Genomic DNA, 19,465 nt, shown 5'->3' on the forward strand with positions numbered 1-19,465 from the left:
TAGCGGGAAACGCACCGCGTCGACAGCGGGCAGAACCAGAATAGTGCACTGAAAAGACGTTGCAGAACGGGGGATAAGGTATTAATGCCGTCGGCGGAAATAAAAAAGCCCGGCATCACACACCGGGCAAAGAAGTTACCTGCACACTCAGGCTGTTTTTAATTTCTGCGCACGATTCTCACGGCGAATTTTACGTTCTTCCAGTACGGCAACCATCGCCATCAGGACGATACAGCCGATCGCAGCTGCATCCAGCGCCGCGAAGGTGCCCGCCCAGCCGGTGAGGCCGAAAATTGGCGTGCCGTCGGCGATCATTCCCAGACCCAGCTTGGCGAAGCTGTCGCCGATCAGGTAGGCGAAGGTACCCTTGATCCCGTCGGCGGCGCCGATCGCTTTTTTCGGGACGAAGCCCACTGCCGCCACGCCGATCAGCAGCTGCGGACCAAACACCAGGAAACCGAGCGCGAACAGGGATGCGAGGTAAACGTACTGGTTGCTGGCATGCTGGTAGACGCCGAGGGTGGCGATAATCAGCGCCAGCGCGATGCAGGCCACCAGCGCGCGACGGCCGTTGGCGAGGTCGGAGAGCCAGCCCCACAGCAGCGTGCCGACCAGCGCCCCCACTTCAAACAGAGTGAAGCCCTGAATCGCCACCTCTTTAGAGAGTTTAAGCTCCTGGAAGGCGTACACGGTAGACCACTGGTCGATGCCGATGCGCACCACGTAAAGGAAGATGTTTGAGAAGCAGAGCAGCCAGATCACTTTGTTTTTCAGCACGTACTCAACAAAGATCTGCCATTTGGTCATCTCATTCTCTTCGGTCTCTTTGTCCTCTTCGCTGATCTCCTCGCCGAACAGCTCTTCGGCTTTGCCGAGGCCGTAGGATTCGGGGGAGTCGCTGCCGAAGCGCAGGCCGATAAAGCCGACAATCAGCGCGATAATCGACGGGAAGATAAACATACCGATCACGTGGCCGTCGAACAGGTAGTTTGCGCCAAACAGCGCCACGCCTGCCGCACCCGCCCCGCCGAGGTTATGGGAGATGTTCCACAAGCCGAGGTACGACCCTCGCTTGCGGCGCGGCGTCCATTTGGTGATGGTGGAGTAGCTGCACGACCCGCCGGTACTCTGGAAGAAACCGCTCAGGGCGTAGAAGGCGATCATCAGAAACAGGCTAACGGAGCCCGCGCCCATGCTGGCGCTGAAGCCGAGCATACAGATGGCGGAGAGGATCAGCATAAACGGCAGGAACTGCTTGGTATTTTTGCCGTCCGCGTAGTAGGAAACGACCGTTTTCCCCACGCCGTAGGTGATGGAGAAGCCCAGGCCAATCATCCCCAGCTGCGTCATGCTCAGCCCGTAGGTGGAGATCATGTCGTTCTGCGCGATGTTAAAGTTTTTGCGGATCAGGTACATGGTCAGGTAGCCGATGAAGACCACCAGATAGGACTGCATGAACGGTTTGAACCACATTTTGCGCCGCACATCGAGCGGCAGATCCAGGGTCGGCTTGCGCACCTGATTTAAGAAGGCCAGCATGGTTGGTTTACTCCTGAGCTGATTTTTGCAGCATTGTAAAAATCAGCCGGGAGAGATGCCTGAGACAGCGTCCAGGTAAAACCGGGAAAATTTCTTAGTTTTGCGCCACTCGGAGTGAAAAGGTGAGGCGCATCACATCACACTGGCTTCACGCGGGGCCTGCGCATGTAAAAACGGCAGCAGCAGCAGGGCGGAAATTCCCGCCGCGATGGCGATCACCGCGAAGAAACCGCTCCAGTGCCAGATGTCGATGACCCGCGCCAGCGGCCAGCCGGAGAGCGATGCGCCGAGGTAGGCAAACAGCCCGACAAAGCCCGTCGCCGCGCCTGCCGCCTCTTTGTGGGAGCACTCTGCCGCCGCCATGCCGATGAGCATCTGCGGGCCAAAGACGAAGAAGCCGGTGGTGAAGAAGCACGCCGCCTGCATAACGTAGCTGGCGAACGGCATCAGCCACAGCGAGCCGACGGAGAGCAAAATCCCGGCGGCAAAAATCAGGTTCATCGGGCCGCGGTTGCCGTTGAACAACTTATCCGAGCCCCAGCCCGCCACCAGCGCGCCGATAAACCCGCCCAGTTCGAACATCGTGACCGCCGAGTTAGCAGTGACCAGGTCCACGCCGAGCGTCTCGGACATGTACAGATTGCCCCAGTCGTTGATGGCCGCGCGCACCACGTAGACCAGCACGTAGCAAAGCGAGAGGAGCCAGATGTAGGGGTTTTTCAGCACGTATTTGGTGAGGATCTCCTTGCGGGTCAATCCCGCGCCCTCCTGCTGCTGGGCAATCTCCATCTCATCGTGCCGCCAGTCGCCCACCGCAGGCAGGCCCACGGTCTGCGGCCTGTCACGCAGGCGCCAGCAGAGGAACAGCCCGGCGACAATCGCCAGGCCACCCGCAATCATCATCCCCGCGCGCCAGCCGTAGTGCAGCGCCGCGGCACCCACTACCATCGGGATCAGCGCCCCGCCGACGTTGTGCGCAGTGTTCCAGACGGCCCACCAGCCGCCGCGCTCGTTGCGCGAGTACCACGCCGTGAGCAGGCGGGCGCAGACCGGCGCACCCCAGCCCTGGAAGAAGGCGTTCAGCGCCCACAGCAGGGCAAAGGCCCACAGCGAGGTAGAGAAACCAAACAGGATGTTCACCACGCCGGTGGCGATCAGCCCTACGCCCATGAAATAGCGCGCGTTGGAGCGATCGCTGACGATGCCGGAGAAGAACTTCGACAGGCCGTAGGTGATGTAAAACAGCGTCGCCAGCAGGCCGATGTCGGTGCGCGTCATCACGCCGCTGGCGAGAATTTCCGGCGCGGCGGCGTTGAAGCTTTTGCGGGTAAAGTAGAACAGCGCGTAGCCGAGCCAGATGGCGATCAGAATATGGCGACGCCAGTAGCGGTAGCGGGCGTCGATTTCCGCTTTGTCGCCAATCGGCGCGGCGCTGGCAGGGGTTTTAAACATGATAACTCCGTAGCGGCAGGCTGACGCTGACGCGCGTCCCGTGGGTGCAGGAGAGGTTTAGCGTGCCGCCCAGCGCCTTTACGCGCTCGCGCATGCCCGCCAGGCCAAAGCCCTGGTGGCCGGAGCCCGGCGGCAGGCCGCAGCCGTCGTCTTCAATTATCAGCATCAGGCGTTCGTCCTGCTGCCAGCCCTGGATCGTGACCGCGCTGGCATTGGCGTGTTTAACAATATTGTTCAGCCCTTCCTGACAGACGCGGAAAAGGGTTACGCGCTGGCCTTCGCTCAGCACAGATTCGTTAATTCGCCAGTTGAGATGGCTGACAATGCCGCGGCTTTCCAGCTCCATCTCGCGCATCAGGGAACGCACCGCCTGCTCCAGCGACAGGTCGTCGAGCTGGCGCGGACGCAGCCTGCCGAGCAGGCGTCGCACCGAGTCATACGCACCCAGTGAAAGCTGCTCGATATGCGCCCCGCCCTGCTTCACGCCCGCGTTTTCCGCCGCCAGACGCTGGACAATGCCCGCCTGGGTGCGGATGGCGGTGATCGTCTGGCCGATATCATCGTGTAGCTCGCGGGCGACCTCCTGTCGCACGCTCTCTTCCGTCTCCAGCAGGCGTTCAGCCAGACGCCGGTTGCGCGCCAGCTCGGTTTGCAGGGACTGGTTCAGCTCGCGCAGGCGCTGAATGCCCGCCCCGAGCAGCAGCCCGGTCAGGCTCTGGGCCAGCAGCGAGAGCAGCAGATCCACCGGATGGTCGTGCCAGGTCTGGCTGGCAATCAGCGCGATGGCGTTCATCAGGGTCGCGATCAGCGCCCCCTGCCAGCCGTAGTGCCAGGCCAGGGCAATAATCGGCAGCGCCAGGCAAAACGGCGTGAAGCGTGAAAGCTCGGCAGGTAAACCGAGCTGAAGCCAGAGGCTCACCACGAACAGCAGCAAATACCAGATGAGATGCCGGGCGCGCCAGTTCACCGGTTGGGACACCAGCCCCGGACCAAGCGGTTGCCAGACGGTGCTGGAGAGATAGTGCCAGATAACGAGGCAGGTCGGCGCAAGCGTCAAGCCGCCGGTGAGGGTGAGCAGCAGCGCGTTGAGCATCTCCTTGTCGCCAACCCACGGCAGGGACTGCAGCAGCGCGGCGGCAATCAGCGCCGCCCCCTGGCGCAGCAGCGTGCGCCAGTCGCGCTGGTGACGGTAGCGGGAAATGAGCGCAACCGGGAGAAGCGTAAGCAGGCTTCCGGTCATCAATAATGGCAGATGCGCCAGAGCGACTTCCTGCGCCAGCCAGACCAGCAGCAGCCACTCTGCGCCCAGCAAAACGGGCCAGTAGCCGCGCGGGCACTGGAGCATTAACCCCAGTCGCAGGCCGAAGGGAAAGAGCAGCACCGCCAGTTCAGGACGTTCCACCAGATGCAGGCTGATGCTCCACAGGCAGAACCACGCGGCAGAGAAGATAAAAAAGCTGGCAACGACGGCGATCAGCCGTGAAAACACGGGACTCATTGCCAGCTGTCAAACATGCGGCGCGCCAGCTCGACGTCGTTGCTGACGTTGAGTTTTTCCATCAGGTTGGCGCGATGGACGTGCACGGTCTTCGGCGACAGATCCAGCTCGGCGGCAATCTCTTTTACCGACATCCCCTGCGCGAGCTTCTCAGCCACCTGACGCTCGCGTCTGGTGAGCGGATCCTGTCGTCCGGCCGCCAGCTTGATGGCGATATCCGGCGTCAGGTAGCAGCCGCCGGTGGAGACGGTGCGCACGGCGGCAATCAGCTCGTCCGGGCTACAGCGTTTGGAGAGGAACCCGCGCGCGCCCGCGTTGAGCGCCTGCTCGACCAGCGCCGGGCTGTCGTGGACTGAGAGCATAATGGTCGCCATCCCTTTCGGCAGCTGGCTTAACAGCTCCAGCCCGGAGAGATCTGGCATCGAAATGTCGCAGATACAGACCTGCACCCCGCGCCCCGGCAGGCCCGCCAGCGCTTCGCGACCGGAGCCAAACTCGGCCACGACCTGGAAATCCGGTTCGAGGTTGAGAAGCTGGGCAAAGCCAGAGCGGACGATAAGGTGGTCGTCGATAAGGGCGATGGTGGTCATGTGTGTTCCTGCGGTCTGAAAAAGCCGGATGGCGCTGCGCTTATCCGGCCTACAAGAGCGAAAGACGCCTACCTTAAGCGATCTATTCGAAGAACACCGCAATTTTGTTAAACATGGTGGGATCGGACTGGTTGCGCGCCACGTTGGTGACGTCCTCCAGCTTGTCGATCTGCGCCATCATCTGCTCCAGACGCTGGTCATCGTTGACCAGTAGCCAGATGCGGCTGTACTCGCTGCCCTGAATCGGCAAACAGAGAATGCCTTCCACGTTAAACGCCCGGCGGGCAAACAGCCCGCAGACGTGGGTCATGACGCCAGGATGGTTGCGGACGGTGAGTTCCAGAATGACGTTATCATGTTGTTTCTGCATGGCTTATTCTCCCACCATCTCAGTATTTGCCGCACCCGGCGGCACCATCGGATACACTTTTTGTTCAGGGTCGATACGGACGTGGATCAGCGCCGGGCCCGGACGCGAGATCGCCGCCTGCAGCGCCGCGTGGGCATCCTCTTCCGCGTTCAGATCGCAGGTGTGCAGGCCAAAGCCGGCGGCAATCTGCATAAAGTTAATCATCCCGGGATAGGTTGCCGCAAACACGCCCTGCTTGTAGAACAGGCTCTGCTGCTGGTGCACCAGCCCCAGCGCCTCGTTGTTCATCAGGATGATTTTCACGTCTAACTGGTTTTCGGCTGCGGTCGCCATCTCCTGAATGTTCATCATCAGGCTGCCGTCGCCGGAGAAGCAGATGACCTTGCGGTCCGGATTCGCCAGCGCCGCACCGACTGCTGCAGGCAGACCAAAGCCCATGGTGCCCAGACCGCCGGAGGTGAGCCACTGGCGAGGACGGTTCAGCGGGTAGGCCTGGGCGGTCCACATCTGGTGCTGTCCCACGTCGGTGGTGATAATCGCGCTGTCGTCCACGCAGGCGGCCACGGCGTTGATCAGGCCGTAATGGCTCAGCGGGTCGCCTTCAGTTGGGATCGCGCCCGGGAACTCGCGCTGCAGATCGGCCACCAGCTGGCGCCAGTCGGCGCGGTCGGTCGCGTCGGTTTGCGGGATCAGCTGCGCCAGCACTTCGGCTACGTCGCCCTGAATCGCCACGTGCGGCTGCTTGATTTTACCCAGCTCGGCGCGATCGATATCCACGTGAATGATTTTGGCATTCGGGCAGAACTGCTCGGTTTTGCCAATCGCCCGGTCATCAAAACGTGCGCCCATAACAATCAGCAAATCCGCCTCTTGCAGGATGTAGTTGGTGCTGCGCGCGCCGTGCATGCCCAACATCCCCAGGGACAGCGGGTGAGCTTTTGGCAGCATGCCGAGCGCCATCAGGGTCATGGTGGTCGGCAGATTGGCTTTTTCCGCAAACTGGCGGATTTCATCCGCGGCGTTGATCGCCCCGCCGCCCAGATAGAGCACCGGACGTTTGGCGGCGTTAATCATGGCGGCAGCGTCGCGCACGCTCTCAGCGCTGAACTCCGGCGCAGGGGCACGTTCACCCGGCTCCGGCAGAACGTCGATCTCAATTTCTGCGGTCTGGACATCCTTAGGAATGTCTATCCACACCGGGCCCGGGCGGCCGGACTGCGCAATGCGGAACGCATCGCTGATAACCTGAGGAAGCTCGGCGATGTCGCGAACTAAATAGTTATGTTTGGTGATGGGGATAGAGATGCCGTAGGTATCCACTTCCTGGAACGCATCGGTACCGATCATCGAGGACGGCACCTGGCCGGTAATGCAGATCAGCGGAATGGAGTCGAGACGCGCGTCGGCGATGGCAGTGACCAGGTTGGTTGCGCCCGGGCCGCTGCAGGCCATACAGACCGCCGGTTTACCCTGCGTGCGCGCCATGCCCTGAGCGATAAAGCCTGCCCCCTGCTCGTGACGCGCCAGCACGTGGCGGATCTGCGTGCTTTGGCTTAACGCATCGTAAAGCGGCAGCACCGTGCCGCCGGGGATGCCCGCAACCGTGGTGATGCCCTGTCGCTCCAGCAGATGAACGATCAGCTGCGCGCCGGTAAAACGCGTCTTGGTGGATGTTGTGCCCGAACTTGCCATGCTCCAGTCCTTTTCTTCTGAGCCGACTTTCCGGGGAGGGTCCTAAACGAAAAACCCCGCCCGGTTTGCGCCGGCGGGGTTTTGGATTCGTGTGTTGATCCAGTCCCTACGGCGCATTGCCGACGACCACCACCACACGCACGACGACCACTGCGGCTGGTTGCGCAGTTTTTAGTAGGGTCGAAGTGAAGATGGATGAAGTCATTGGGGACCTGTGTTTGGATTCATTTATTGAATTTATACAAACACAGGTTTTGGGGCGTGACAATGGAAAAATTTTCATCTGCGCAAAAATGCGTCAGGGATCACGTTTCGTTTGTTGGATGATGAAAACAAAAAACCCCGCCTAAGCGAGGTTTTTATCAGGGTTTTGCGGTTGGTCGCCGCAGAACACACTGTGTTACGTCAACGCAAAAAAGTATACGCGATCGAAGACGAACGCGCAATTCCGGCACGGATTTTGACGTTTTTGAGTATGGATCGCCTTTCGATTTTTGTCCAAAAAACACTGTTCATGCATACAGTATTTATCTATACTGAGGGTGTTCGCAGTGAGCGAGGGGGCCGCAGTTCTACCGGCGCAACGAAGTCCTGGCTGAAACGGGTGGTGCCGTCAGTGCCTTAACCCCTGAAGTGAGCACACTGTGTTACGTCAATCCAGGTGCTGGCAACAGGCGGCGGAAAGGTACGCCAGCATCGTGCTCCTTTTAACCAAAAGGAGACGCGTATGAGCGTAGTGGATATGGTGATACTTATCCTCAAACTCATTGTTGCTGTACTGCAACTGCTTGATGCTGTCCTGAAATTCGTTCGGTAATTCAGGTTCAAGTCGCACCTGAGAGGGGCGGGCAACCGCCCCTCTTTAATAACGAGGGAATGCTATGTCGCGTCTGTTAATTGAGCCTGTCACGCCCGACGAGCCGGGGTATATCGCCCTGAAGGCGGAAAGTATTGCACTGAATTTTAACATGCTGCGCAGGCTCGAAGAGAGCTGGCAGCGGGGTGAGAACCGCTTTAACGCGCCGGGCGAAAAGCTGCTGGGGGCGTTTCTTAACGGCAAGCTGGTGGGCGTGTGCGGTCTGAATCGCGATCCGTTCAGCCAGCAGCCGCGGGCCGGACGTATTCGCCATCTCTACGTCAGCGAGAAGTGCCGCGGGCTGGGGATTGGCAAGCAGCTTTTAACCGTCGTGATGGCCGATGCCAGCATCTGGTTTGATTTCCTCAATACCCATGCGCCGGACGCTGCCTACGGGTTTTATCGCCGGGCAGGTTTTACGCTGGTCTCGGACGAACCGCGGGTGACCCACCGCCTTTTTTGTGCGGTGTAACCGGCTGGCAGCTTCAGGACGTGAATGTTACAGTTGAGTGACAATTCATCACCCGATACGCCATGACCATCACCGTATTCTGCATTTTGCTGTTCGCCGCCCTGCTGCATGCCAGCTGGAACGCTATCGTTAAAGCCGGAACAGATAAGCTCTATTCCGCGATTAGCGTCAGCGGCTCCGCCACGCTGATTGCCCTGGTGCTGCTCCCCTTCTCTCCACAGCCCTCTGCCGCAAGCTGGCCGTTTTTGTTAGTCTCCTGCGCCTTACAGGTGGTGTACACCGTGCTGGTGGCAAAGACCTATCAGGTCTCCGATATGAGCCAGACCTATCCGCTGATGCGCGGCACCGCACCGCTGCTGGTGGCGCTGATCAGCGTGCTGGCGCTTGGCGATCGTCTCTCCTGGCTCGCCTGGTCCGGCATTGGGGTAATTTGCCTGTCGATTCTGGCGATGGCGATGAACGGGCGCATGCAGTCGCGAAAAGGGATCTGGCTGGCGCTGCTGAATGCCTGTTTTATCGCCGGGTATACGCTGGTGGACGGCACCGGCGTGCGGCTGTCGGACACCGCGCTGGGCTATACGCTGTGGACCTTCTTTATGAACGGCTTCTGCCTGCTCGGCTGGGCGATGGTCGCGCGTCGACGCGAGGCATCCGGCTACCTGCGTCTGCACTGGAAAAAGGGGCTGCTCGGCGGCGTTGGCACCATGGGCTCTTACGGTCTGGCGCTGTGGGCAATGACGCAGGCACCGCTGGCGGTGGTCGCGGCGCTGCGGGAAACTTCCATACTCTTTGGCGCGCTGATCGCATTTTTGCTTTTAAAAGAGAAGGTTGCGGGCCTGCGCATCGCGGCGGCGCTGGGCATTGCTGGCGGCGCCATTCTGCTGCGTCTGGCGTAAAGCACTGGCAACATTAGTTGCCGTTCTTGTTTACAAATCCTGCCTTTACCGGTTTTTTCATTCACCACAACAATGCTTAAATTGTCATCTCTCTGTGGTAGATTCCTCGCGCATTTATGGGAATGCGCAGTAACTTATTCTTCATTTTTCTCTTTTGGCAAAAGTATTCAGCGACATGAAAAAGCAACGGAACGTTAACTTATTGTTGATGCTGGTGTTACTGGTGGCCGTCGGTCAGATGGCGCAAACCATCTACATTCCGGCGATTGCCGACATGGCAAAGGAATTAAACGTCCGCGAGGGCGCAGTACAGAGCGTAATGGCAGCATACCTGTTGACCTATGGCGTTTCGCAGCTCTTCTACGGCCCGCTCTCCGACCGCGTCGGGCGTCGCCCGGTGATCCTGGTGGGCATGAGCATTTTCATGGTGGCGACCGTCATTGCGATGACCACCCATAACCTGACCGTATTGATTGCCGCCAGCGCCCTGCAGGGCGTCGGGACCGGCGTCGGCGGGGTGATGGCGCGAACCTTACCGCGCGATATGTATCAGGGTACCCAGCTGCGCCATGCCAACAGCCTGTTGAATATGGGCATTCTGGTCAGCCCGCTGCTGGCCCCGCTGATCGGCGGACTGCTGGACACGATGTGGTCCTGGCGCGCCTGTTACGCCTTCCTGCTGGTGCTCTGCATGATTGTCACCTTCAGCATGGCGCGCTGGATGCCGGAAACGCGCCCGCAGGACGCGCCGCGCACGAAGCTTATCGCCAGCTATAAAACGCTGTTCGGAAACGGCGCGTTCACCTGCTACCTGCTGATGCTGATTGGCGGCCTGGCGGGTATCGCGGTGTTTGAAGCCTGTTCCGGCGTGCTGCTGGGCGCGGGGCTTGGCCTGAGCAGTATGGTGGTGAGCATTCTGTTTATTCTGCCGATCCCGGCGGCGTTCTTCGGCGCGTGGTTTGCCGGGCGACCAAACAAACGCTTCTCCACCCTGATGTGGCAGTCGGTGATCAGCTGTCTGCTGGCGGGTCTGATGATGTGGATCCCGGGGCTGTTTGGCGTGATGACCGTCTGGACGCTGCTCATCCCGGCGGCGCTGTTCTTCTTCGGCGCGGGGATGCTCTTCCCGCTCGCCACCAGCGGCGCGATGGAGCCGTTCCCGTTCCTCGCTGGTACGGCGGGCGCGCTGGTGGGCGGTTTGCAGAACATCGGTTCCGGCGCGCTGGCCTGGCTCTCGGCGATGATGCCGCAGACCGGGCAGGCTAGTCTGGGGTTGTTGATGACGCTGATGGGGCTGCTGATTTTACTGTGCTGGCTGCCGCTGGCGTCGCGTGTCCCGCATCACGAGCAGCCGGTTTAACCGCATGATGGCCCGGCTTCTCGCCGGGCTTTTCACAGACAGGGGCGATCATCGCCTGCAATAACGGCTCTGGCGCAGGCCGCCAGGCGCCCTCTTCCCCGTCGTAAAACTGGAAATCCGCGTTAAGCGCATACGGGATTTTCGCCTTTTGCAGCTCGCAGGCCATAAAGGTAGCGAACGCTATTTGCGAGGCGGTTGGCGTAAAGCGGCTTGATTCTCCCACGCCCCAGCCCCCAACCCAGCTAACGTGCCCGGTTTTTTGCTGCCAGTGCAGCGCGGCATTGATGCGGTTACGGATTGCCGCTTTCTCCGCCGCCGTGCCGGACGTCCACGGGTATTTACCGCCATTCTTCAGCGGCCCCCACGGGAAAATATGCCACTCCGCCAGCAGATAGTTCTGGCTGTGCGCGGGCAGCTTCAGACTGGATAACTCCTCCGGCGCGGCACGCAGGCGCGGCGCAATGAAGATCATGCGCTGTGGGTCGATGTCGTGGATCGCTTTGATGGTCTTTTCATAGACGCGGTTTAACGACGCCAGATTGTGGTTGAGCTTGTCGGCCGGTTCATAGATGAGGTCAAAACCCAGCAGCGGGTAGCTCTGACCGAAATAGTGCGCCACGGCAATCCACCAGTTGACCGTCTCTTTCTCGTTATCGGCTTTCGGGTCGTTTTTATATTCATCAGCCTGATACGCGACTATCGGGATCACGCCATACTGCTCGCAGGCTTCCACCAGCTTGCGCAGGTGGATCAGCCGCGCTTCCGTCGGCTCATCGGCGACGCGGATGCGCACGTGGGTAATGCCTTTAGCCCGAAAATCGCGTACCACCAGCGGGTCGAATTCACGTATGCCGCGCTCGGTGCGCGCCCAGTCCACATCCATCCCGACGCCCAGCTGCTGCGCATAAAGGGCGGCCGTCAGCGGCGGCTCAGCGGCAATGGCCCAGCCGGAAGAGATCAGTAATGCACAGGCAATAAAAGGCTTTAACACGGTTTACCCTGGATAAATCGAAAGCATTACCTGTATTTAGCACGCTTTTTCACATTTGGTGTAGCGCGAAAGCGTAATAATTCTTCAACCTGCCAGTTCTCTCAGCCAGCTGATAAAGGCGTCAATTTTCGGCCACTGACGGCCAGAAAGCGTCGAAATATAGTAGTGCTGATGACATTTCAGGGTCTTGTCACCAAACGGAGCGATCAGTTCGCCCCGTTCAAGCCGTTTTTGCACCAGCCGCTTTCTGCCCATCGCGACGCCGACGTGGTTGATGGCCGCAATGATCGCCAAATCGGAACGATCGAAACCAATGCCCGATGATGGCGGCATATTCACCGCAAAGTGCTGCGCCCAGCTCAGCCACTCATCCGTACCAGAATCATTACTCCAGGCCTGACGGTCATGCAGCAGCGTGCAGTGGCTGAGGTTATCGGGGTTTTTCAATAGCTCATGCTCGCGGGCATACTGCGGCGAGCAGACGGGCAAAATCTCTTCGTCCATCAGGAAGTGGTGAGACAGATGGTTTGGCGGGGTATCGTCGAAGTAGAGCGCCAGATCGACACCTGTTCGCTGCATATTGACGTAATCATTACCGGTCAGGATGGTGAGCGAAATTGACGGATAGCGGCGGGTAAAGTCGCCCAGCATGGGTACCAGCCAGCACTGGGCGATCGACGGCCGGGAGTAGACCGTCAGCGTGCCGGACAGCGCCTGGTTTTTGATGTCCAGGATCTCCTGATTCAGGGTGTCGAGGGACGATTTTAGCGTCCAGTAAACGCGCTTTCCCTCCTGCGTCAACTCGACTTTACGGTGCGAACGGACAAACAGCTGAATACCCAGCTCCTCTTCCAGCAGATTAATGCGGTGGCTCACCGCGCTGGGGCTAAGCGACAGTTCCTCCGCCGCCAGCGCGAAGGATTCATGCCGGGCCGCCACTTCAAAGGTGTACATTTTCGACAGTTGCCAGCCGTTGAGCAGCCGGTTTCTGGCTTCATTTGCATCGGTCATCACAATTCTCACGCGTGGTTTCTGCGCTCAGCATACCGTTTAAGGGTGAATTTATGTGAACCTAATGCGGATTAAGTGCGTTTTTTAGAGCGCAGTCACTCAGTTGATTCAATCTGGCTCACCTGAACGCCAATTTATATCGTTTGTCAGCCCACGCCGCTTTTTCGTCCAATACCCCCAGATGACATAATGGTGAGGTGAGATATGGGATCTCAGGTCTGGGTTGTGGCAACGCTGCTGGTCAGCATTGTGTTGATTGTTTTAACCATCGTAAAACTGAAGTTTCACCCGTTCCTCGCGCTGCTGCTGGCGAGCTTTTTCGTCGGCGCAATGATGGGAATGAGCCCGCTGGATATGGTAAACGCCATTGAGAGCGGGATTGGCGGCACGCTGGGCTTCCTGGCGGCCGTGATTGGTCTTGGGACCATTCTCGGCAAGATGATGGAGGTTTCCGGCGCGGCAGAGCGCATCGGGATCGCCCTGCAGCGCTGCCGCTGGCTGTCAGCAGACGTGATTATGGTGCTGGTGGGCCTGATCTGCGGCATTACGCTGTTCGTGGAAGTGGGCGTGGTCCTGCTGATCCCACTGGCGTTTTCCATCGCCAAAAAGACCCACACGTCGCTGCTTAAGCTGGCCATTCCGCTCTGTACCGCGCTGATGGCGGTGCACTGCGTGGTGCCGCCGCATCCGGCCGCGCTGTTTGTGACCAATAAATTAGGGGCGGACGTCGGGACGGTAATCGTCTACGGCCTGCTGGTGGGCCTGATGGCCTCTCTGGTCGGCGGCCCGCTGTTCCTGAAACTGCTCGGCAATCGTCTGCCGTTTAAACCGGTTCCGGCGGAATTTTCAGACCTGAAGGTGCGGGAAGAACACACCCTGCCGTCGCTGGGCGCCACGCTGTTAACGGTGCTGCTGCCGATTGCCCTGATGCTGGTGAAGACCATCGCCGAACTGAATATGGCAAAAGACGGCACGCTGTATACGCTGCTGGAGTTTATCGGCAACCCCATCACCGCGATGTTTATCGCCGTGTTTGTCGCCTACTACCTGCTGGGGATCCGCCAGCACATGGGAATGGGCGCGATGCTGACCCATACGGAGCACGGCTTTGGCTCTATCGCCAACATTTTGCTGATTATCGGCGCGGGCGGCGCGTTCAACGCCATCCTGAAAACCAGCGGACTGGCGGACTCGCTGGCGCATATTCTCTCGAACCTGCACATGCACCCTATTCTGCTCGCCTGGCTGGTGGCGCTGGTGCTGCATGCCGCCGTTGGCTCCGCCACGGTCGCGATGATGGGCGCCACGGCCATCGTCGCGCCGATGCTGCCGCTCTACCCGAACGTCAGTCCGGAGATCATTACCATTGCCATCGGTTCCGGCGCAATTGGCTGCACGATCGTGACCGACTCCCTCTTCTGGCTGGTGAAGCAGTACTGCGGCGCGACCCTGAATGAGACCTTCAAATACTATACGACGGCGACGTTTATCGCCTCGGTGCTTGCACTTGGCGGCACATTCCTGCTTTCTTTCATTATCTGAGCGCGAAGAGACGTATTATGGAAAACGCAACTATCACTACTTTAACCGCACAGTTTCCTCTGGTTGAGGATCTGATTGCCCTGAAAGAAACCACCTGGCTTAACCCGCGCACCACCACGCTGGCGGAAGGGCTGCCCTATGTCGGGCTGACCAAAGCCGACGTGGACGACGCCCATGCGCGACTCAACCGCTTCGCGCCGTATCTGGCGAAAGCCTTCCCGGAGACGGCGGCAACGGGTGGGATTATTGAATCCGAACTGGTCGCGATCCCGGCAATGCAGGCGCGGCTGGAGAAAGAATCTGCTAAGTCTATTCCCGGCACGCTGCTGCTGAAAAAAGACAGCCATCTGCCGATTTCCGGCTCGATTAAAGCGCGCGGCGGTATCTATGAGGTGCTGACCCACGCGGAAAAACTGGCTCTGGACGCCGGGTTGCTGAGCGTGGAGGATGACTACAGCATCCTGCTGGAGCCGCGCTTTAAGGACTTCTTCAGCCAGTACAGCATTGCGGTAGGCTCAACCGGCAACCTGGGGATGTCCATCGGTATCATGAGCGCCCGCATCGGCTTTAAGGTGACGGTGCATATGTCCGCCGACGCCCGCGAGTGGAAGAAAGCCAAACTGCGCAGCCACGGCGTCATCGTCGTGGAATATGAGCAGGATTACGGCGTGGCGGTGGAGCAGGGACGCAAAGCGGCAGAAAGCGATCCGAACTGTTTCTTCATTGACGATGAAAACTCCCGCACCCTGTTCCTGGGCTACGCGGTGGCAGGCGAGCGGCTAAAGGCGCAGTTTGCCGCACAGGGCCGCGTGGTGGATGCCGATCATCCGCTGTACGTCTATCTGCCGTGCGGCGTCGGCGGCGGCCCTGGCGGCGTGGCGTTTGGCCTGAAGCTGGCCTTTGGTGACAACGTCCACTGCTTCTTCGCGGAGCCCACGCACTCCCCGTGCATGCTGCTGGGCGTCTACACCGGCCTGCACGACGAGATTGCCGTACAGGACCTGGGCATTGATAACGTAACGGCAGCGGACGGGCTGGCGGTAGGACGCGCGTCCGGCTTCGTGGGCCGCGCGATGGAGCGCCTGCTTGACGGGTTCTATACGCTTTCCGATCAGAGCATGTACGACATGCTCGGCTGGCTGGCACAGGAGGAAGGCATTCGGCTGGAACCGTCCGCGCTGGCGGGCATGGCCGGACCGCTGCGCGTGCCTTCAGATGCCAGCGTTACCCACCTGGTGTGGGCGACCGGCGGCGGCATGGTGCCGGAAGACGAGATGGCGAAGTATCTGGCGAAAGGGAAGTAATTATGCCGGGTGGCGGCTGCGCCTTACCCGGCCTACGGTTCGCGGCAGTTGTAGGCCCGGTAAGGCGTAGCCGCCACCGGGCTTTAAAAGCTCACAATTTGCTGAATGTGGGTCATCGCAAACAGCAGAGAGAGAGAAAGCACAGCCAGCGCAATCAGGAACTTATCCCGCACCGCCTTCGGCTGCACAACATCCTCCTTTGCCACGTCCATCAGGTTACGACTGCGGGTATAGCGCCATAAAACGATCGCCACCAGCGCCAGCACAACAAGCGAGATCCAGAACGGCACCCCGGTACGGTGCCAGTTGTGCTTAATCGCCAGGGCAATCAGCGCACCATACCCCAGCAGCGTGCGCAGCCAGGCGAGTGACGTCCGCTCCGGCTGCAGGCCGGGGTCCGCTTCGCGTCGCGCTTTGCGGCTATCCGCCATAGAACACCAGCACCATCACCACCCCCGCCACCGCCAGCAAAATCGCGCTGATGATAAGTAATCCACGCGTATAGGGCAGATCCTGCTTCAGACGCATCGCTTTTTCATTGCGCAGCCAGCGCAGGTAGCCGTAAATCGCCAGCACGCCCGCGAACAGGCACAGCAGCAGCGCCAGCACCTCGCGAATCAGCGGCGTGGCGAAATCAGGCGCGAGCTGGTCGAGCCCCACCCCGGCGGCAAGGAATCCCAGCGCGGTGCGGATCCACGCTAAAAACGTGCGTTCATTAGCCAGCGAGAAGCGGTAGTCCGGCGCTTCGCCGAGGCGGGAAATTTTCATGAAGGTTCCTTGTCGTGCAACGGGCAGGCTTCAGCATAGCGTAAATCGACAAGGACAAGGAGACCGGCATCGGGCGATGCCGGTCGGGACGATCAGTGCAGCTCTGGCCAGTAATCCTTGTTGGCCTCGATCAGGTCATCCAGAATCGCTTTCGCGACGGACGCGCTCGGCACGGTTTTCGACAGGGTAATCGCCTGCCAGAGTTTCTGGTACGAGCGCTGCTCCCAGGCATCCACCACCAGTTTTTCCACCGCCACCTGCTGGCTCATCAGCCCTTTCTGGAAGTGCGGAATATCGCCCACCGTGAGCGGCTCCGGTCCGTTATGGCCTACCAGGCACGGGATCTCCACCATCGCGTCGGCATCAAAGTTATGGATGGCCCCGTTGTTTGGCACAATCAGCAGCATCCGCTCTTGGGTGTTAAAGGCAATGGCGGTTGCCAGATCGACGATGTACGACGCGTGTTCGTCGATTTCCAGCTCACCGGCGGAGGATTTTCCCGCCTCGATAATCGCCCGGCAGGAACTGAACACGTGCTTCTCACGGTGATCCATGACCTCATTGGCGCGAGTGCGTTCCGGGTTGGAATGCGCGACCACGTAGTCCGGGAAGAGATAATACTTCAGGTAGGTGTTCGGCATGGTATCCGGATCCAGCGCCTGCACGTCTTTGGCTTTGGCGAACGTATCGTTCCAGCTCGCCTCGGTGTGAGCGTTGTCAGAAGGCGGGACATAACCGTTTTTCGCCACGTATTCGCGCAGCTTCGGCATCAGATCGTTGCCGTTCAGGTCTTCAATTGACGTCCACCAGCCGAAATGGTTCAGGCCGTAGTAGCGCACGCGCATCTCTTTGCGGTCTTTCAGGCCGACAATCTGTGCCATGCGCCCTTCGATGCCGATCGGCATATCGCAGATATTGAGGATTTTGGCGTTCGGACGCAGGCGGCGCGTGGCTTCCGCGACAATCGCCGCCGGGTTGGAGTAGTTCAGCATCCACGCGTTCGGAGAGTACTGCTCCATGTAATCCACCAGCTCCAGCACGCCGCCGATAGAGCGCATGCCGTAGGCAATCCCGCCCGGGCCGCAGGTTTCCTGGCCTAGCACGCCGTGGCGCAGCGGGATTTTTTCATCTTTTTCGCGCATCGGGTATTTGCCCACGCGGATATGCGCCATCACGAAATCGACATCGCTAAAGGCCGCTTTCGGATCGGTGGTGTAGCTGAATTCAATCTCCGGAGCCTGTTCCTTAAGGATGATTTTGCACGCTTCGGCGATGGTCTCCTGACGCGCGCCGTCGTTGTCATAGAACTTCAGCGCGCGCAGCGGGAAACGGTCACGGTTGGCTAACAGCATCAGGACGATACCAGGCGTAAAGGTGCTGCCGCCGCCTGCAATGACAACTGAGAATTTTTTCATGATATAGCCTCTGTCAGGGTGGTTTGTTCATTCGTTAAGGGGGTTTTCATCAGCGATTCCAGCTGGTCGCGCACCTGAGGAACGTGCAGGCCGACAATCACCTGAATGCCGTTGCCGCGTCGCACCACGCCGTGGGCGCCGAGGGCTTTGAAGACGTCATCGCTTTGCGTTTTCGCCATATCGACCAGGGCGATGCGCAGGCGGGTGGCGCAGTTGTTGATGCTTTCGATGTTGGCCGCGCCGCCGAGCGCCTGCAGGAATCCGGCGGCCTGCCCGACCTGCTGGCTGGCCGCGGCCGGGGCGGTGGTTTGCCCGCGCGCCGCCTTATAGTCGGCCTTGCTGTAGAGCTTGATTTCGCTCTCCTCCCGGCCCGGGGTTTTCAGGTTCAGACGTGCAATCAGCGTTTTGAAAACCACGAAGTAAATTCCGGTGAAGCAGACGCCAATGCCGATCTGGGTAAAGACCGTCGCGGCGTGGTTATGGAACATCGGGATCCAGTTTTGCGGCAGGAACTGGTCCAGCAGGCCGCCGCCCATGTTCCCGACCACGCCGAAGGTGTACATCACCGTCGCCATGGTCGCCGCCAGCACGGCGTGAACGGCAAACAGCAGTGGCGAGATAAACAGGAAGGTGAATTCGAGCGGTTCGGTAATGCCCACCAGCACCGCGGTAAGCGTGGCCGGGACCAGCAGCCCCGCGACCTTGACGCGGTTTTCCGGCGACGCGGTGTACCAGATCGCCAGCGCAATCCCGACCGAGCCGAACACTTTTGAGTTACCGTGCAGGGCGAAGCCGCCTTCCGGGAAGAGGGTTTTCAGCGGCAGGGTGCTCTGGCTGAATTCCTGCAGATGCTGCGCCCAGTAGACCTGAATCCCCCCTTCCACCGCCGCCGGGCCGAAGATGAACGGACCGTAGACGAAGTGGTGCAATCCGGTTGGGATCAGAATGCGTTCCAGGAAGGTATAGACCCACACGCCCAGCGCCCCGGCAGAGCGCAGGAACGCCTGCAGGGACTCAATGCCCATCTGCACTTTCGGCCAGCCCAGCAGCGTCAGCCAGGCGCAGGGGATCATGACGAAGAACGCGAGGATAACGACAAACGAGCTGCCCTGGAAAATCCCCAGAAACACCGGCAGCGGCTTGTCAAAATAGCGGTTATGGATGGCGGTGACGATGCCTGAAATCACGATTGCACCGATGATGCTGGTATCGAGCGTTTTGATGCCGGCAATCATCGCCAGCCCGCTACCGGCCGTCGGTTCGGCGGAGAAGTCGACGCCAAAGAAGTGGCCCCAGGTCATCCCCATCGCGTTGATGAAGTAGTTCCAGGTCAGGAAGCTAATCAGCACCGCCAGACAGGCACGGCCCTGGGCCTGCTTCGCCAGGCCAATCGGCAGGCCGACGGCAAAAATCAGCGGCATATTGCGGAACACCGCCCAGCCGCCCTCTTCAATGATGTGAACAATCTGCGCGAAAAGATGATCGGGGGCCGTTAAGGCTTCGCCGACAAACAGCGGGTTGCGAAGCATGATGGCGATTCCCACCACGATCCCGGCGAACGGAAACAGCAACACCGGGGTAAACATGGCACCGCCAAAACGTTGTATTTGACTGAGCATTTTTAAATCCTCATGAAACAACCTGTAGGGGTAGAGGCCTTTATGGTTTTTTGCTGGCCTGAGGTGAGCATAAGAACTTACTGATGCGCG

At 59.7% G+C, this 19,465-nt stretch carries 20 protein-coding genes; 7 read left to right on the plus strand and 13 right to left on the minus strand.

The genetic code is table 11. From position 1 onward, the window contains the following. Positions 1 to 147: 147 nt before the first annotated feature. The 7 genes from uhpT to ivbL all read right to left on the minus strand — a co-directional run bounded on the left by uhpT (position 148) and on the right by ivbL (position 7,346). The gene (gene uhpT, locus LJA86_RS18590) at positions 148 to 1,539 is read right to left on the minus strand and encodes a hexose-6-phosphate:phosphate antiporter (protein ID WP_229226564.1); all 1,392 of its coding nucleotides are present in this window, start codon (positions 1,537 to 1,539) and stop codon (positions 148 to 150) included. A 132-nt stretch (positions 1,540 to 1,671) separates the two neighbouring features. Further along, entirely contained in the window at positions 1,672 to 2,991 is a 1,320-nt protein-coding gene (locus LJA86_RS18595; protein WP_126288224.1) for an MFS transporter, read from the minus strand. Next, positions 2,984 to 4,489 carry a signal transduction histidine-protein kinase/phosphatase UhpB gene (uhpB, locus tag LJA86_RS18600; protein ID WP_229226565.1) on the minus strand — a complete coding sequence of 502 codons (1,506 nt, stop codon included), beginning with the start codon at positions 4,487 to 4,489 and terminating at the stop codon, positions 2,984 to 2,986. Before uhpB ends, LJA86_RS18595 begins: the two co-directional genes overlap by 8 nt. After that, positions 4,486 to 5,079, minus strand: a complete 594-nt coding sequence (gene uhpA, locus LJA86_RS18605; protein ID WP_022646555.1) for a transcriptional regulator UhpA — start codon at positions 5,077 to 5,079, stop codon at positions 4,486 to 4,488. The genes uhpB and uhpA overlap by 4 nt, the downstream gene beginning before the upstream one ends. Before the next feature lie 82 nt (positions 5,080 to 5,161). Beyond that, positions 5,162 to 5,449 carry an acetolactate synthase small subunit gene (ilvN, locus tag LJA86_RS18610; RefSeq protein ID WP_229226566.1) on the minus strand — a complete coding sequence of 96 codons (288 nt, stop codon included), beginning with the start codon at positions 5,447 to 5,449 and terminating at the stop codon, positions 5,162 to 5,164. Between the two features lie 3 nt (positions 5,450 to 5,452). Next, on the minus strand, positions 5,453 to 7,141 hold the full coding sequence (ilvB, locus tag LJA86_RS18615) for an acetolactate synthase large subunit (protein WP_063622947.1): 1,689 nt from the start codon (positions 7,139 to 7,141) through the stop codon (positions 5,453 to 5,455). A 106-nt stretch (positions 7,142 to 7,247) separates the two neighbouring features. Then, positions 7,248 to 7,346: an ilvB operon leader peptide IvbL gene (gene ivbL / locus LJA86_RS18620; RefSeq protein WP_057979964.1), complete on the minus strand. Its 99-nt coding sequence runs from the start codon at positions 7,344 to 7,346 to the stop codon at positions 7,248 to 7,250. A gap of 111 nt (positions 7,347 to 7,457) precedes the next feature. Here ivbL and LJA86_RS18625 point away from each other — a divergent pair, with 111 nt between their 5' ends. The 5 genes from LJA86_RS18625 to emrD all read left to right on the plus strand — a co-directional run bounded on the left by LJA86_RS18625 (position 7,458) and on the right by emrD (position 10,725). Continuing rightward, positions 7,458 to 7,766 carry a hypothetical protein gene (locus tag LJA86_RS18625; protein WP_229226567.1) on the plus strand — a complete coding sequence of 103 codons (309 nt, stop codon included), beginning with the start codon at positions 7,458 to 7,460 and terminating at the stop codon, positions 7,764 to 7,766. 102 nt (positions 7,767 to 7,868) lie between these two features. Beyond that, a complete protein-coding gene (tisB, locus tag LJA86_RS18630; RefSeq protein WP_008500146.1) occupies positions 7,869 to 7,958 on the plus strand; it encodes a type I toxin-antitoxin system toxin TisB in 90 nt (29 codons plus the stop codon). Between the two features lie 64 nt (positions 7,959 to 8,022). Continuing rightward, positions 8,023 to 8,469 (plus strand): GNAT family N-acetyltransferase, encoded by a 447-nt coding sequence (locus LJA86_RS18635; protein ID WP_025910712.1) that lies wholly within the window; start codon positions 8,023 to 8,025, stop codon positions 8,467 to 8,469. Between the two features lie 62 nt (positions 8,470 to 8,531). Continuing rightward, positions 8,532 to 9,365, plus strand: a complete 834-nt coding sequence (locus LJA86_RS18640; protein ID WP_045909373.1) for an EamA family transporter — start codon at positions 8,532 to 8,534, stop codon at positions 9,363 to 9,365. A gap of 175 nt (positions 9,366 to 9,540) precedes the next feature. Next, entirely contained in the window at positions 9,541 to 10,725 is a 1,185-nt protein-coding gene (gene emrD, locus LJA86_RS18645; RefSeq protein ID WP_032676063.1) for a multidrug efflux MFS transporter EmrD, read from the plus strand. Here the strand turns inward: emrD and LJA86_RS18650 are convergent. Both LJA86_RS18650 and dsdC read right to left on the minus strand, forming a co-directional pair. Continuing rightward, entirely contained in the window at positions 10,628 to 11,716 is a 1,089-nt protein-coding gene (locus LJA86_RS18650) for a cellulase family glycosylhydrolase (protein ID WP_126535082.1), read from the minus strand. The genes emrD and LJA86_RS18650 overlap by 98 nt on opposite strands. Before the next feature lie 84 nt (positions 11,717 to 11,800). Then, the gene (gene dsdC / locus LJA86_RS18655) at positions 11,801 to 12,727 is read right to left on the minus strand and encodes a DNA-binding transcriptional regulator DsdC (RefSeq protein ID WP_048030332.1); all 927 of its coding nucleotides are present in this window, start codon (positions 12,725 to 12,727) and stop codon (positions 11,801 to 11,803) included. Positions 12,728 to 12,931: 204 nt separating this feature from the next. On the opposite strand from dsdC, the gene dsdX reads away from it, so the two are divergent. Both dsdX and dsdA read left to right on the plus strand, forming a co-directional pair. Then, the gene (dsdX, locus tag LJA86_RS18660) at positions 12,932 to 14,269 is read left to right on the plus strand and encodes a D-serine transporter DsdX (RefSeq protein ID WP_229226568.1); all 1,338 of its coding nucleotides are present in this window, start codon (positions 12,932 to 12,934) and stop codon (positions 14,267 to 14,269) included. Between the two features lie 17 nt (positions 14,270 to 14,286). Continuing rightward, on the plus strand, positions 14,287 to 15,573 hold the full coding sequence (gene dsdA / locus LJA86_RS18665; RefSeq protein WP_048030329.1) for a D-serine ammonia-lyase: 1,287 nt from the start codon (positions 14,287 to 14,289) through the stop codon (positions 15,571 to 15,573). A gap of 83 nt (positions 15,574 to 15,656) precedes the next feature. On the opposite strand, the gene LJA86_RS18670 is transcribed toward dsdA, so the two are convergent. From LJA86_RS18670 to LJA86_RS18685, 4 genes are all read right to left on the minus strand, one after another. Beyond that, positions 15,657 to 16,004, minus strand: a complete 348-nt coding sequence (locus tag LJA86_RS18670; RefSeq protein WP_045909368.1) for a DUF202 domain-containing protein — start codon at positions 16,002 to 16,004, stop codon at positions 15,657 to 15,659. Next, positions 15,994 to 16,341 carry a YidH family protein gene (locus tag LJA86_RS18675; protein WP_024907384.1) on the minus strand — a complete coding sequence of 116 codons (348 nt, stop codon included), beginning with the start codon at positions 16,339 to 16,341 and terminating at the stop codon, positions 15,994 to 15,996. Before LJA86_RS18675 ends, LJA86_RS18670 begins: the two co-directional genes overlap by 11 nt. 92 nt (positions 16,342 to 16,433) lie before the next feature. Then, positions 16,434 to 17,756 carry a 6-phospho-alpha-glucosidase gene (locus LJA86_RS18680; RefSeq protein WP_063622957.1) on the minus strand — a complete coding sequence of 441 codons (1,323 nt, stop codon included), beginning with the start codon at positions 17,754 to 17,756 and terminating at the stop codon, positions 16,434 to 16,436. Further along, complete coding sequence (locus LJA86_RS18685; protein WP_024907386.1) at positions 17,753 to 19,375, minus strand: alpha-glucoside-specific PTS transporter subunit IIBC; 1,623 nt, start codon at positions 19,373 to 19,375, stop codon at positions 17,753 to 17,755. The genes LJA86_RS18680 and LJA86_RS18685 overlap by 4 nt, the downstream gene beginning before the upstream one ends. Positions 19,376 to 19,465: the final 90 nt, after the last annotated feature.

This window comes from Enterobacter sp. TCD1-1 (assembly GCF_020567405.1).
In the GTDB taxonomy this organism is placed as follows: domain Bacteria; phylum Pseudomonadota; class Gammaproteobacteria; order Enterobacterales; family Enterobacteriaceae; genus Enterobacter; species Enterobacter quasiroggenkampii.